At 69.1% G+C, this 13,791-nt stretch carries 12 protein-coding genes; 8 read left to right on the top strand and 4 right to left on the bottom strand.

Annotation, left to right across the window (positions count from 1 at the left end):
* Window positions 1–9 precede the first annotated feature (9 nt).
* The gene (locus ASD30_RS13550) at window positions 10–1,260 is read left to right on the top strand and encodes a phosphoglycerate dehydrogenase (protein WP_082563957.1); all 1,251 of its coding nucleotides are present in this window, start codon (window positions 10–12) and stop codon (window positions 1,258–1,260) included.
* Between the two features lie 68 nt (window positions 1,261–1,328).
* Complete coding sequence (locus ASD30_RS13545; RefSeq protein WP_162250966.1) at window positions 1,329–2,321, top strand: DUF1015 family protein; 993 nt, start codon at window positions 1,329–1,331, stop codon at window positions 2,319–2,321.
* Between the two features lie 173 nt (window positions 2,322–2,494).
* Here the strand turns inward: ASD30_RS13545 and ASD30_RS13540 are convergent, their stop codons facing one another.
* Together ASD30_RS13540 and ASD30_RS13535 are read right to left on the bottom strand one after the other, a co-directional pair.
* Complete coding sequence (locus ASD30_RS13540; protein WP_056682183.1) at window positions 2,495–3,700, bottom strand: MFS transporter; 1,206 nt, start codon at window positions 3,698–3,700, stop codon at window positions 2,495–2,497.
* Window position 3,701: 1 nt separating this feature from the next.
* Window positions 3,702–5,384: a dolichyl-phosphate-mannose--protein mannosyltransferase gene (locus ASD30_RS13535; RefSeq protein WP_056682181.1), complete on the bottom strand. Its 1,683-nt coding sequence runs from the start codon at window positions 5,382–5,384 to the stop codon at window positions 3,702–3,704.
* A gap of 36 nt (window positions 5,385–5,420) precedes the next feature.
* On the opposite strand from ASD30_RS13535, the gene rsmI reads away from it, so the two are divergent.
* The gene (gene rsmI, locus ASD30_RS13530; RefSeq protein WP_056682178.1) at window positions 5,421–6,263 is read left to right on the top strand and encodes a 16S rRNA (cytidine(1402)-2'-O)-methyltransferase; all 843 of its coding nucleotides are present in this window, start codon (window positions 5,421–5,423) and stop codon (window positions 6,261–6,263) included.
* A 1-nt stretch (window position 6,264) separates the two neighbouring features.
* Here the strand turns inward: rsmI and ASD30_RS13525 are convergent, their stop codons facing one another.
* On the bottom strand, window positions 6,265–6,789 hold the full coding sequence (locus ASD30_RS13525) for a hypothetical protein (protein WP_056682176.1): 525 nt from the start codon (window positions 6,787–6,789) through the stop codon (window positions 6,265–6,267).
* A gap of 284 nt (window positions 6,790–7,073) precedes the next feature.
* On the bottom strand, window positions 7,074–7,661 hold the full coding sequence (locus tag ASD30_RS13520; RefSeq protein WP_056682173.1) for a DUF6318 family protein: 588 nt from the start codon (window positions 7,659–7,661) through the stop codon (window positions 7,074–7,076).
* A gap of 183 nt (window positions 7,662–7,844) precedes the next feature.
* On the opposite strand from ASD30_RS13520, the gene ASD30_RS13515 reads away from it, so the two are divergent.
* From ASD30_RS13515 to ASD30_RS13495, 5 genes are all read left to right on the top strand, one after another.
* A complete protein-coding gene (locus tag ASD30_RS13515) occupies window positions 7,845–8,669 on the top strand; it encodes a TatD family hydrolase (RefSeq protein ID WP_056684942.1) in 825 nt (274 codons plus the stop codon).
* Window positions 8,670–8,954: 285 nt separating this feature from the next.
* A complete protein-coding gene (locus tag ASD30_RS27775) occupies window positions 8,955–10,091 on the top strand; it encodes a resuscitation-promoting factor (RefSeq protein ID WP_056682170.1) in 1,137 nt (378 codons plus the stop codon).
* Between the two features lie 35 nt (window positions 10,092–10,126).
* Complete coding sequence (gene rsmA / locus ASD30_RS13505; RefSeq protein ID WP_056682167.1) at window positions 10,127–10,999, top strand: 16S rRNA (adenine(1518)-N(6)/adenine(1519)-N(6))-dimethyltransferase RsmA; 873 nt, start codon at window positions 10,127–10,129, stop codon at window positions 10,997–10,999.
* Entirely contained in the window at window positions 10,992–11,915 is a 924-nt protein-coding gene (locus tag ASD30_RS13500; protein ID WP_056682165.1) for a 4-(cytidine 5'-diphospho)-2-C-methyl-D-erythritol kinase, read from the top strand. The genes rsmA and ASD30_RS13500 overlap by 8 nt, the downstream gene beginning before the upstream one ends.
* Entirely contained in the window at window positions 11,915–13,765 is a 1,851-nt protein-coding gene (locus ASD30_RS13495; RefSeq protein ID WP_056682162.1) for an ABC-F family ATP-binding cassette domain-containing protein, read from the top strand. Before ASD30_RS13500 ends, ASD30_RS13495 begins: the two co-directional genes overlap by 1 nt.
* Window positions 13,766–13,791: the final 26 nt, after the last annotated feature.

Raw genomic sequence — 13,791 nt, 5'->3', positions numbered from 1 at the left:
GAGGTCGCGATGCAACCTTCACCCTCGCGGACCCCGCCCACGGGTCTTCGCATCCTCGTTGCGGACACGCTGCCGCAGCAGGCCCTGGACGAACTCGAGCAACGCGGTCACGAGTGCGTCGTCGACACCTCCTTGGGCAAGACCGACCTGATCGGGGCCATTCCGGGCTTCGACATCCTGGTGGTGCGCAGCACCAAGGTCACCCAACACGTCATCGCGGCCGCAGACCGGCTCGCTTTGGTCATCCGCGCGGGGGCCGGCACCAACACGATCGACACCGCGGCTGCCGCCTCCCGCGGCGTACTGGTGGCCAACGTGCCCGGACGGAACTCGGCCGCGGTCGCCGAACTCACCATGGGGTTGCTGCTTGCCGTCGACCGTCGGATCGCCGACAACGTCGCCGACCTGCGCGCCGGGGCATGGCGGAAGAAGGCCTACAGCAAGGCCTCCGGGTTGCTCGGCTCCACCATGGCGATCATCGGACTCGGTTCCATCGGCCTCGACGTCGCCCAGCGCGCGGCTGCCTTCGGGATCGCAGTGCAGGCACTGGACAAGCCCCGTGGGTCGTCCGCTGCGTCTCGGATCGCCGAGTTGGGCATCACCCTCGTGCCCACTCTCGAACAACTCGTCAGGTCCTCCGACATCGTCTCCCTGCACCTCCCCTCCACCACGAGCACCCAGAGCCTCGTGAGCCGGGAGTTCCTCGGCTGGATGCGCCCCGGCGCGATCCTCCTCAACACCTCACGTGGTGATCTCGTCGACGAGGGCGCCCTGCTCGAGGCGCTCGAGGTGGGCGCGGTCCGGGCCGGCCTCGACGTCTACCGCGACGAGCCCGCCGGCGGAAGCAGCGCCTGGGAGTCCCCACTGGCCAAGCACCCGGGCGTCGTCGGGACCCACCACATCGGGGCCTCGACCGTCCAGGCCCAGACCGCGACCGCCGCCGGAGTGGTTGAGATCGTGGATGCGTTCGTCCGAGGGGCCGTTCGCAACTGCGTCAACCTCGAGCCCAGTCGGTTGGGCGCGGTGACTCTCACGGTCCGCCACCTCGATCGCCCGGGTGTTCTGGCCCGACTGCTCGAACTGCTGAGGACAGCCGGACTGAACGTCGAGAACATGGAGAACCGGGTCTTCCGTGGTGGGGAGGCGGCTGTGGCCTCCATGGACGTCGCCGGCTCCGTGCCTCCGTCCCTGCTGGACGAGATGGCTGCGATCCCAGAGGTCCTCGGTGTCTCGGCGACACCGTTGGCAGGTCTGTCATGAGCCGCACGGTCCGGCCCGCTGAAGCGCGCGTCGTGCGACCGGAGAGCGCGGCCCACAACGTCACACCGATGACGGACACCCTTGTTGTCGGCAGGGGCACCCGAAGGGATCCGATGCATGCGCCGGCTGAAGACGACTACCTTCCTCCGACGACCGGGATCCTTGTCTACCGGCTCCAGCACGGTGAGGACGAGCACGTCGGGGTGGTTGCCGACGTCAGCGTCCTGGCCTTCGCCGACGGACGGGTTCGGGGCCACGAGGCGGTTTGTCCTGCTCGGGTGAAGGGGCTCGTCGAACACTTCGCCTCGGTGCCCAGGCGCACGGAGTTGGTCACGCTGCTGCACGCCGCGGGACCGGACGTCGACCGGACCGTGGAGGAGACGCTGGACGGGTCACCACTGGTCGACTTCATCGGCCCCGACGGCTGGCGTCAGACAGTCTGGCGAGTCTCCGACGCCGCCAGTGTTCTGCTCGCTGATGCCTTGGACCGGTCCGTTCACTACATCGCCGACGGCCACCACCGTGTCGCCGCCAGCCTCGCGCTCTGGGAGCGGGCGGGCCGACCGACGGAGGCCGCACTGCTGTGCGTCCTCTACCCCCAGCATGGTCTTCGGCTGCGGGCATTCCGCCGACGGGTGCGTGGCCCGGTCGATCCCGACCAGCTCCGGCTCCTGCTCGCCGGGTGCTGTGACGTCAGTGAGTGCGCGCTCGGTGAGACCCCCACCGGCGGCACCAGCGTGTACGTCGACGGCACCTGGCTGCGGGTCGAGCCCGCCGTTGACCGTCCCGCCGGAGTGGGCGGCCTCGATCTCACCATCCTCGAACAACACGTGCTGACCCCGCTGCTCGGAGCCGCGATGGTCGAGCGGACGGAGAGCATTTCGGTGACGTCTCCGCTGGGTCAACTCGTCAGCCTCTGCGACCGGGACGGGGGAGCCTTGTTCGTGTTGGCGCCGCCGACCCTCGAGCAGTTGAGGGAGGTCGCCGATCTCGGCCAGGTGATGCCACCGAAGACGACGTACTTCGACCCCAAGCCCTATGCCGGCATCATCGTGCGCTGACGCGAGCTTGCCTCAGGCCTCGCCCAGGAGGACGACGAACGTGGCCGCGGTGGCGGAGTCGGGCGGCCCCTCGGGCAGGTAAGGAGGTCTCTCCATGGGCGGACGCACGCCCAGGGGGACGGTGGTGGCGACGACTTACCTGTCGCACGGTCCGACGGGTGCCGAATCTTGGCCTATGGCTCCGCGCGGAGCACGGCGCGACGGGTGATCACTAGCAGGGCCAGCGAGAGCACCTGCAACCCGGCGACGAGTGCCACCAACAGGGTCAGGTGGTCGCGATAGAGGCCTCCGGACAGCGCACCACCGATGAGGGCGGCTCCGCCCTGGAACGCCGCGAAGACGCCGTACGCCGTGGCCAGGCCGGACGACGGAACGAGGTCGGCCACCAGGGCCTTCACCGTGGAGTCCTGGATGCCGGTGGCCAGGCCCCACACCGCGACTCCGACGAGCACTCCGGTCAGGTGGTCGGCCAGCGCCAGCGGCGGGACGATCGCGATGAGCACCGGCAGGCAGTAGAGCACCCGTGCACGCCAACGGTCGTAGGCGAAGCCCGTGCCGAGTGCGGCGACGGCCTCGACCGCCATGGCCAGCGCGTAGATGACCGGCACGACGGCCACGCCGACCAGCCCGGCGTCGACCAGGTGGAACGAGATCACGCCGAACGTCATCAGTCCGAGGGTTCCCGCAGCACAGGAGGTCGCGAAGACGTAGAACGCGAGCGGCAGCTTCGCCGGCTCCCTCTGCTCGCCGATGGCCGGCGCGGGTGCTGCTTCGTCGGAGAGCGTCGTACGCCGTTGCACCTGCGCCAGCAGCACCAGCGACAGGAGGCCCGGGATGGCGAGCACCGCGAAGGCCAGCCACAGGTGGCCGGTGGCGGCAGCGACCGCGGCGACCAGGAGCGGGCCGGCGAACGCTCCGACCTGGTCCAGTGCCTTGTGTACGGCGAACCCGCGGCCACGCCCGACGGACTTCGAGACCTGGGCCAGCAGCGCCGACTTCGACGGGCTGCGGACTGCTTTTCCGGTGCGCTCCAGCAGGATCAGCGTGGTGGCCACGCCGAGTCCGGCAACCCCGAGGAAGGGCGTGATCGCCAACAGAGGCACGCAAATCGCGGTCATGGCGTAGCCGACGAACGTCAGCCGCCAGTAGCGGCCGGTGCGGTCGGCCATCCGTCCGGTGACCAGCCGCAGGGCCAGCGCGATGGCCTCGCCGGCCCCGGTGACGATGCCGACGGTGAACGCCGAGGCGCCCAGCGAACCGAGCAGGGGCCCAGCCATCGCCCGCATGCCCTCGTAGACCATGTCGGCGGCCAGGCTGACGATGCCGAACGCGAAGACCGAGCGCCACGGCGTCCAGACGCGGTCCTGCTGTGCCGTCACGTCAGATCCACCGGGCGAACCAGATGCGGTCCAGCCATTCGGAGCGGGTGAGCAGCTCGTTGGTCCAGATCGGCCAGAACCACGCGAAGTTCGCCACCACCAGGATGAAGAAGGAGCCACCGATGATGGTGCCGATCGTGCGCCGCTTCGACGGCCCGCGTTCCCGCCCGAGCAGGTCGCCCATGGTCAGCGTCAGCGCGACGATCGTGAACGGCAGGATCGATGACGCGTAGAACGAGAAGATCGGCCGCTCGTCGTTGAGCTCCCACGGCAGCCACATCGCCAGCGCCCCGACCACGGCGAAGCCGTAGCGCCAGTCGCGCCTGCCGACCCAGGCGACGACCGCCCAGACCAAGGCCAGGGCGCCGCCCCACCACAGGATCGGGGTGCCGAGAAGGATGACCTCGCGCAGGCAGGTGCTGCCCTTCTCCGCCTGGCATCCCTGGGCCCCGGGCTGGATGTCGTTCTCCACGTTGACCCCGACGGGGCGGTTCAGGATCAGCCAGCCGCGCGGGTCGGACTCGTAGATGTGCGTGCTGCAGTTCAGGAAGTGCATGTGGAAGACGTAGACGTCGTGGTGGTACGACGCCAGGGAGCGCAAGGACTGGACGACCTCGCCGACACCGCTGGCGTCCTTCTGCTTCGCCGTCGGCCACTGCTTCGACTCGTCGCGCTTCTCCTCGCACTTGTCGTTCATCGAGACGAACTGGGTGTACTGCGTCTGCGAGAACGCCTGCTCGTACTTGTCGGCGTGCATCAACCATCCGGTCCACGACGCGACGTAGACCATGAAGGCGACCAGGACCAGGTGAACGAACGCCGGCACACCGTCGATGAGTGCCGACTTCAGCGTCGCCCGTCGTACGCCGAGTGCACGCCGGCCCGACGCGTCCCACAACCAGATGAGTACGCCGAACGCGGCCAACGGGTAGAGCGCGCTCCACTTCGTGCCGATCGCCAGGCCGAAGCAGATGCCGGCGACCAGCCGCCACGGACGGAACCACAGCCCCTTCGTCGGACCCCAGCTGCCGCCGGGCAGTCGGGCCATCCGTTCGCGGGTCCAGTCCCGGTCGACGACCAGGGCGGTCACCGCGCACAGCAACCAGAACGCCAGGAAGATGTCGAGCAGTGCGAGTCGCGAGAGCACCAGGTGCATCCCGTCGAAGCAGAGCAGCAGGCCCGCCACGCAGCCGAGCAGGGTGGAGCCGGTGAGTCGGCGTACCAACCGGCACAGCACCAGGATCATCAGCGAGCCGACGATCGCGGCCGAGATGCGCCAGCCGAACGGGTCCATGCCGAAGGCCTTCTCGCCGGCCGCGATCATCCACTTCCCGACCTCGGGGTGCACGATCATCGACGGGTCCGAGCCGTCCCACGCCTTGTCGGTCTGGCCGTTGAGGATCATCTTGTCGGCGTCCTCGACGTACTTGCGCACGTAGCCGTGGTTGAGCATCGACCACGCGTCCTTCGCGTAGTACGTCTCGTCGAACTCGAACTCCTTGGGAGTGCCGAGCTTCCACAGTCGCAGGAACAGGGCGAGCGCGGTCACTGCGAGAGCAGCGATCCAGCCGACCAACGGGTCCTCGAGTCGGGCCAGCGGACGCCACCGCTCCTTGATGGAGGGGAGCGGGTCGCCGTCGACGTCACGCGAGAGGGTCTCGACGTCGGCGGGCGGGGTGGTCACGGGGAGCCATGCTACGCAGGCAGGCATGATGGGCCCGTGACCTCCACCGAACCCGGCGTACTCGTGCTGGCCGCGACCCCGATCGGCCAGGTCGACGACGCTCCGCCGCGACTGGTGGCCGAGTTCGGGCGCGCCGACGTCGTGGCCGCGGAGGACACCAGACGGCTCAAACGACTCACCTCCGACCTCGGCGTGACGATCAACGGACGCGTCGTGTCCTACTTCGAGGGCAACGAGTCCGCGCGTACGCCGGTGCTGCTCGAAGCACTCCTTGCCGGGGACCGGGTGCTGCTGGTGACCGATGCCGGCATGCCGAGCGTCTCCGACCCGGGCTATCGCCTCGTCGCGGCGGCGGTCGCCGAGGGCGTGAGGGTCACGGCAGTGCCGGGGCCCAGTGCCGTGCTCACCGCGTTGGCCGTCTCCGGGCTGCCGGTCGACCGGTTCTGCTTCGAGGGATTCCTGCCCCGCAAGGCGGGTGAGCGCTCCCGCCGACTCACCGCTCTTGCCGCCGAGCAGCGCACGATGGTCTTCTTCGAGGCGCCACACCGTACGGCGGTCGCGCTCGAGGCGATGGCCGACGCGTTCGGCGACGACCGGCCCGGTGCCGTGTGCAGGGAGCTGACCAAGACCTACGAAGAGGTACGCCGGGGTGGGCTGCGGGAACTCGCAGTCTGGGCTGCTGACGGACTGCGTGGCGAGGTGACCCTCGTGGTGCAGGGCGCCCCGGATGCACCGGCGCTCGACCACGACCCCGACGTGTGGCGCACGGCCGTCGCCGCCCTCGAGGCCGAGGGCTCGTCCCGCAAGGACGCCATCCTGGCCGTCGCCAAGCGAGCCGGAGTCCCCAAGCGCGAGGTCTACGACGCCGTCCACCGCTGAGTCAGTTGCTGACCAGCGTCGGACGCCCCTCGACCACGCGCAGGTTCGCAGAGCTCCCCGGTCGAGTGACCGTGCCATCGACATCGAGCCAGGGCCCACCGTTGACCCGGTATCGCGCGGAGTACGTCGTGTCGACCCGCACCCTGTAGGCATCACTGGTGTGCTCGTAGACGTGGGAGATGTAGCTGGTCATCGGCAGGCGCTGCTCGTAGGCGCGACCCGGCCAGGACGTCGTCTGGGTGGTGTCGTCGCCGTGGACCCAGGTGAACGAGCTCGGCGTGATGGCCAGCTCGACCTTGCTGCCGAGCAGCGTGACGGTGCGATTGAAGGGTTCGGCCTCGGTGCGGAACAGGGTGTCGAAGTTGACCAGTGTCTTGCCGCCCGGCGGCTGGATGAGCACCTTCGAGACCGGCACCGGAATCCGCCGGAACGCCCTCAGCACCAGTGTGCTCGTGACGACGGGTCCGCCTTCGGACGGCGAGCATTCGCCGAGTGAGCCCATGCCGCCGAACTCGATGACCTTCACTCGTCCACCGGTCGCCGAGCTGGCGTCGGGTGAGCACCGGACAACGGAGTAACAGTCTTCTCCCGCTCCGTCAGCCGTACATGGTGTGCCGGCCTGGGTGTTGGGTGCCGGGCTCTGATCTGGAAAACGTGGATCGGGGACCTGCCCCACTTCCTTGATCACGACCTCGGTGAGCTGCGACGTAAGACTGTTGTCGCCGGGCTGGACCTCCGGGTCCCTGTCATTGCCCGAATTACCCGCGCTGAGGCTGACGACAGCCGCAAGTACGGCAGTTCCCAGGGCCATCATCGGATGATGTCCAACCGCTCAATGCGCCATCTACCTGCCTTCGGTTCCACGATGACGCGCATCGGGACTTCGGACCTGCGCTGAGTGTCCACCTGTTCGCCGTTGGTTCCGAAGAGCGTTCTCTCGGCTTGAATGGTGGACAGCAAGAATGAAAAGCGGCCCAGGCGGAGTTGCTTCTCGTCGAACATCTGACGAACGCGCCATCCGGGTGTCTCGTAGTAGCCGCCCTTTGCATATGTGTCGCTGATCAGGTTGCTCAGCTTGCGACACGAAACGCAGCGCTTGCTCCCGAGTTGCTCCAACGTCTCGGTGTCACCGGTCTGCATGGCCTCGCTGAGCGTGGCGAAGTAGAACCGCACGAACGCCTTCGCGCTGGCCTCGTCCGTGCCCTGGGCGTCAGCCGGGATGCTCGGCCCGGTGTCCGTGACAGTCGGGCTCGGCTCGACCGTGGGTGACGTGCTGGCAGTCGTCGTACTCGAGTCGGGGTCAGACGGGCTCGCGCCGGAGTCGTCGTCCGTGCACGCCGCTAGCGATGTCAGCAGGAGCGCGGCCAGCCCGATGCCGGCGGTGGTGCGGAGGCGCAAGGTGTCGACCTTTCCGAGACGCCGCCCCGAGCGGCGACGCCGTTCACTCTAAGTCGGCCAGACGGGTCACGAAAAGGGTCACCCGAGAGCCTGTGGACAACCACGACCTAGGGTGAAGGCGTGATCGAGGAGCCGACCCGCAAGCGCGCGACGACCGAGGAGAAGAGCGGCAGCAAGCGCGACATGACCCGTCCGCCGGCGCCGGAGCCGCTGCCGCACCCGGTGGCCGACAACCACTGCCACCTCGACATCGTCGACGGCGACGACTGGTTCCGCACCGAGCAGGCCCTCGAAGCCGCAACGAAGTCCAACGTCACCCGCATCGTCCAGGTCGGCTGCGACCTGCCGGGTGCTCGGTGGGCGGTCAAGGCAGCGCACGAGTACGACGCACTCGTGGCCGCGGTCGCCCTCCACCCCAACGAGGCACCGCGCCTGGCCGTGGCGGGGACCCTCGACGCTGCGCTCGAGGAGATCGAAACGCTCGCCCAGGACGACCTCGTGCGTGCGGTGGGCGAGACCGGGCTCGACTACTTCCGCACCGACGAGGACGGCCGCGAGGCCCAGCACGAGTCGTTCCGCCGGCACATCGACCTGGCAAAGCGTCTCGACAAGACGCTGATGATCCACGACCGCGACGCGCACGACGACGTCCTCGCGATCCTCGACGAGGAAGGCGCCCCCGACCGCTGGGTGATGCACTGCTTCTCCGGCGACGCAGACTTCGCGAAGCGATGCCTCGACAAGGGCGCTCACCTCAGCTTCGCCGGCACGGTCACCTTCAAGAACGCGCAACCGCTCCGGGACGCGCTGGCCATCACCCCGCAGGACCGGATCCTGGTCGAGACGGACGCCCCGTTCCTCACCCCGCATCCCTATCGCGGGCGTCCGAACGCGTCCTATCTGATCCCGATGACGATGCGGCTGATGGCCGACGTACGCGGCGTCGACCTGGCCGAACTCTGCGCCGCGGTCGACCAGAACACCACCGCAGTCTACGGAAATTGGTGAGCGGCAATAGCCATTCGAAAGACCCCCTAAAAGCCGTCCTGACCTGCGAAGACAGGCATTTCAGGGGTGGGGAGAGCCCGGTCACAGCGGGGGTGATCCGGGCCTCGTCGGCTTGGCGTGTCCCGATTGTCGCGCTTATGGTCGATGGCTGATGGCCGGAATCGGATGAGAGACCGACCAGTGCACCGGTGGCCCCGAACGGCTGCCCAGCAAGATCCTCCGCAGGCTGGCGCCGTGCGGTCGCGCTGGTCTCCGAGAACCGGGACGTTCTAAGTCTGGAGACCTGTGCGCAACCGAATCGCACTCCTCGGCAAGAGCAAGACCCTCCTCGCAGTACTCGTCGCCGCAGTGGCCCTGGCGCTCATCGGCACCAGCTACGGCTACGCGAAGATGAACAAGGAAGTCACCCTCTCCCTCGACGGTGAGACCAAGACGGTCCACTCGACCGGCGACACCGTCGCCGACGTCCTCGAGGACGAAGACATCAAGATCGGTGAGCACGACATCGTCCTGCCCGGCCCGGACGAGAAGGTCAACGAGGGCACCCGCATCTCGGTGCGCTTCGGCCGCCAGCTCGAACTGACCGTCGACGGCAAGCCCGCGACGTACTGGGTCAACTCCGACAGCGTCGACGAGGCCCTCGACGAGCTCGGCATGCGCTTCGGCGGCGCCGACCTCTCCGCCAGCCGCAACGCCGACATCTCCCGTGGCGGCCTGCGCCTCGAGATCGTCACCCCCAAGAAGCTGACGATCAAGGTCGGCAACGGCAAGCGCCTCACCAAGAACATCGCCGGGTTCACCGTTGCCGACGTGCTCAAGGAGCTCGACGTCAAGGTCGACAAGGACGACATCGTCAAGCCTGCCCGCAAGAGCGAGGTCAAGGAAGGCACCAAGATCACCGTCACCAAGGTGCGCGTGGTCCGCAAGGCCGTCGGCGGCGAGGCGATCGACTTCGACACGATCGAGAAGTCCGACGACTCGATGTACGACGACGAGTCCGAGACCGTCCGTGAGGGTTCCGCGGGCGCCCGCAACGTGACCTACCGCCTCGAGTACCACAACGGCAAGCTCTTCGCCACCAAGGTCATCACCGCCGACGTCACCAAGCAGCCTGTGGACGAGATCGTGAAGGTGGGCACCAAGGAGCGTCCAGAGACCACGTCGAACTTCGCCGGTGGCAACACCGTCTGGGACGCCCTGGCTCAGTGCGAGTCCGGTGGCAACTGGGCGATCAACACCGGCAACGGCTACTACGGCGGCCTGCAGTTCAACCTCGGCACCTGGCAGTCGTACGGCGGCACCGGCCTGCCGAGCGAGAACAGCCGCGAGACCCAGATCGCCATTGCGACCAAGGTGCGCGACGCCTCCGGCGGGTACGGCGCCTGGCCGGCGTGCTCGTCGAGCCTGGGCCTGCCGCAGTAAGGGCTTCCGGGCCGGTCGGCACTAGGCTGACCCCCATGCCGGACGTAGAACACTCTTCCGCCGGGCCGAGACTTCTCGGCCCGGCGGAAGTGCGTTCCCTGGCTGCCGCGCTCGACATCCGGCCGACGAAGCAGAAGGGCCAGAACTTCGTCATCGACGCCAACACGTGTCGCCGCATCGTCCGGGACTCCGCGATCACGGGCAGCGACGTCGTCCTCGAGATCGGCCCCGGTCTCGGCTCGCTGACCCTGGCCCTGCTCGACGTGGCCGAGCGTGTGCTGGCCGTCGAGATCGACGACAAGCTCGCGGAGGCACTGCCCCGCACCATCGCGACGTACGCCCCTAACCACGTCGACCGCTTCGAGGTCGTGCACGCCGACGCGCTGCGGGTCACCGAGCTGCCCGGGCCGGCTCCGACAGCGCTGGTGGCCAACCTGCCCTACAACGTGTCGGTGCCGGTGCTGCTGCACATGCTCACCCTGCTGCCGTCCCTCGAGCGCGGCATGGTGATGGTCCAGTCCGAGGTCGCCGACCGGCTCGCGGCCCCTCCCGGCTCCAAGGTGTACGGCGTCCCGTCGGTCAAGGCCGCCTGGTTCGCCGACGTACGCCGTTCCGGTGCGGTCGGCCGCAACGTGTTCTGGCCGGCCCCCAACGTCGACTCCGGGCTGGTCGCCTGGACCCGCCGCGAGCAGCCGGCCACGAAGGCCACCCGCGAGGAGGTCTTCGCGGTCGTCGACGCCGCATTCGCGCAGCGCCGCAAGACCCTGCGCTCCACCCTGAAGAACCTGGCCGGCTCCGCCGAGGCCGCCGAGCGGGCCCTGGCCCATGCCGGCGTCGACCCGATGGCGCGCGGAGAGGTGCTCGACGTCAACGACTTCGCCCGGATCGCCGAGGGACTGCATGCCTGACTCCACCCGACCCGAGGTGACCGTGCGCGCCCCGGCCAAGATCAACCTGCACCTGGGCGTCGGCCCCGTGCGCCCGGACGGCTTCCACCCACTGGCCACCGCCTACCAGGCGATCTCGCTGTTCTCGACCGTCACCGCGATCCCGGCCGAGGAGTGGTCGGTGACCTGCACGGCCGGTGCGGGCATCGACGTCGCGGCAGTCCCGCTCGACGACACCAACCTCGCACTGCGTGCCGCGAAGCTGCTGGCCGACCATGCCGACCTCGCGCACCCCGTCGCGCACCCCGTCGCGCTCCACATCGACAAGGGCATCCCGGTCGCGGGCGGATTGGCCGGCGGCTCCGCCGACGGTGCCGCCGCGCTGTTGGCCTGTGACGCGCTCTGGGGCCTCGACACCCCGTTGTCGACGCTCCTCGACCTCGCCGGCCGGCTCGGCTCCGACGTGCCGTTCGGCCTCGTCGGGGGCTCGGCCGCCGGCCACGGACGCGGCGAGGTTGTCACTCCGCTGACCGACACCGGTCGCTACGACTGGGTGGTGCTCACCTCCGACGAGGGCATGTCGACGCCCGCGGTCTACGCGGAGTACGACGCGCTCCACGACGGCCTCACGATCGCCGACCCCGAGATCCCCGACGCCTTGGTCAAGGCACTGGCAAGCGGAGACGTGCGCGCACTGGCCGAGGCGGTCGGCAACGACCTCCAGCCCGCTTCGCTGCGGCTGCGTCCGGCCCTCGCTGCACCCCTGCAGGCCGGGCTCGACGCGTCGGCCCTCGCGGCGCTGGTCTCCGGATCCGGGCCGACCTGCCTGTTCCTGTGTGAGGACGCCGACCACGCCACACGTGTCGCAGCCGCGCTGTCGGCGTACGGCCGTGCGGTGCTGGCCACCGGCCCCGTCCCCGGAGCGACGGTGCTCTGATGGCCAACCTGATCAACCTCGAGAAGGTCTCCAAGTCGTACGGCGTCCGTCCGCTGCTCAGCGAGGTGTCCCTCGGCATCTCGCGTGGGGAGCGGATCGGCATCGTCGGCCGCAACGGCGACGGCAAGACCACCCTGCTCGAGGTGATGGCCGGCCTCGAGGAGCCCGACACCGGGCGGGTGTCGAAGACCCGGGGCCTGCACATCGGCTACCTGCACCAGGGCGACGAACTGGTCGACACGCACTCGGTGCGCGAGGCCGTGCTCGGCGGCAAGGACGACCACGAGTGGGCGGCCGACCCGGTGACCCGCGAGATCGTCGAGGTGCTGCTCGCCGGGGTCTCCCTCGACCGGGCCGTCCTGGGCCTCTCCGGTGGTGAGCGTCGCCGCTGCTCGCTGGCCGCGCTGCTGCTCGACGAGCACGACCTGGTGATCCTCGACGAACCGACCAACCACCTCGACGTGGAGGCGGTGGCCTGGCTGGCCCGCCACCTGACCACGCTGCAGTCGGCCCTGGTCGTGGTCACCCACGACCGCTGGTTCCTCGACGAGGTCTGCCAGTTCACCTGGGAGGTCCACGACGGCGTCGTCGACTCCTACGAGGGCGGGTACGCCGCCTACGTGCTGGCCAAGGCCGAGCGCACCCGCCAGGCCAACGCGTCGGAGACCCGGCGGCAGAACCTGGCCCGCAAGGAGCTGGCCTGGCTGCGCCGCGGCGCCCCGGCCCGCACGTCGAAGCCGAAGTTCCGCATCGACGCTGCCAACGCGCTGATCGAGGACGTCCCGCCGCCGCGCGACCGCATGGAGCTGCAGAAGTTCGCCACCCAACGGCTCGGCAAGGACGTCATCGACGTGGAGAACGTCGACCTCTTCCGCGGCGAGCGGCAGCTGCTCGACCACGCGACCTGGCGGCTCGGTCCCGGGGACCGGGTCGGCATCGTCGGTGTCAACGGGGCCGGCAAGAGCTCGGTGCTCGCGCTGCTCTCCGGAGACCTCGCTCCCAGTGCCGGCAAGGTCAAGCACGGGCGCACGATCGCGCTGCAACACCTGACCCAGGCGCTCGACGACCTCGACCCCGAGCAGCGGGTGCTGCCCAGCGTCGAGTCGATCCGCCGGATCACCAAGACCGTCGACGGCGAGATCACGGCGACCTCGATGCTCGAGCGCTTCGGCTTCACCGGTGACCGGCTGACGGCCCGCATCGGTGATCTCTCCGGTGGCGAGCGACGCCGGTTCCAGATGCTGCGGCTGCTGCTCACCGAGCCCAACGTGCTGCTCCTCGACGAGCCCACCAACGACCTCGACATCGACACCCTCAACGTGCTCGAGGACTTCCTCGACGGCTGGCCCGGCACGCTGATCGTGGTCTCGCACGACCGCTACTTCCTCGAGCGGGTCACCGACTCGGTCTGGGCGTTGCTCGGCGACGGCAAGATCTCGATGCTCCCGCGTGGGGTCGACGAATACCTCGAACGGCGAAGCGAGCAGCTGCGCGCGAGGGACGAGCGGGCAGCGTGGGCTCGCGAAGGTCGAGCGAGCGACGCCGCCGAGGAACGAGGCGGCGCGAGCGGGTCGAGACCCGGTGAGTCGACCGCCGACGCAAGCCCCGGGGCGGCGCAGAAGGCCAAGTCCGGCAGCGCCGAGGAACGCGCTGCTCGCAAGGTGGTCGAGCGCATCGACCGACGCCTGGCCAAGATCGCCGAGCAGGAGACCTCGCTGAACGCCCAGATCGCCGAGCACGCCGCCGACTACGGCAAGCTCGCGGAGCTGAGTGGGCAGCTCGACGTACTGCATGCGGAGAAGGAAGAACTCGAGCTCGAGTGGCTCGAGGCCGCCGAGATCCTCGAATAACCTCTTGCCCGCCTCGTGAGAATGGT

The sequence above is a fragment of the Nocardioides sp. Root140 genome (assembly GCF_001426745.1).
Lineage (GTDB): Bacteria > Actinomycetota > Actinomycetes > Propionibacteriales > Nocardioidaceae > Nocardioides.
Note: the sequence above shows the minus strand (reverse complement) of the source record. Positions and strands in the feature narration are given on the sequence as shown.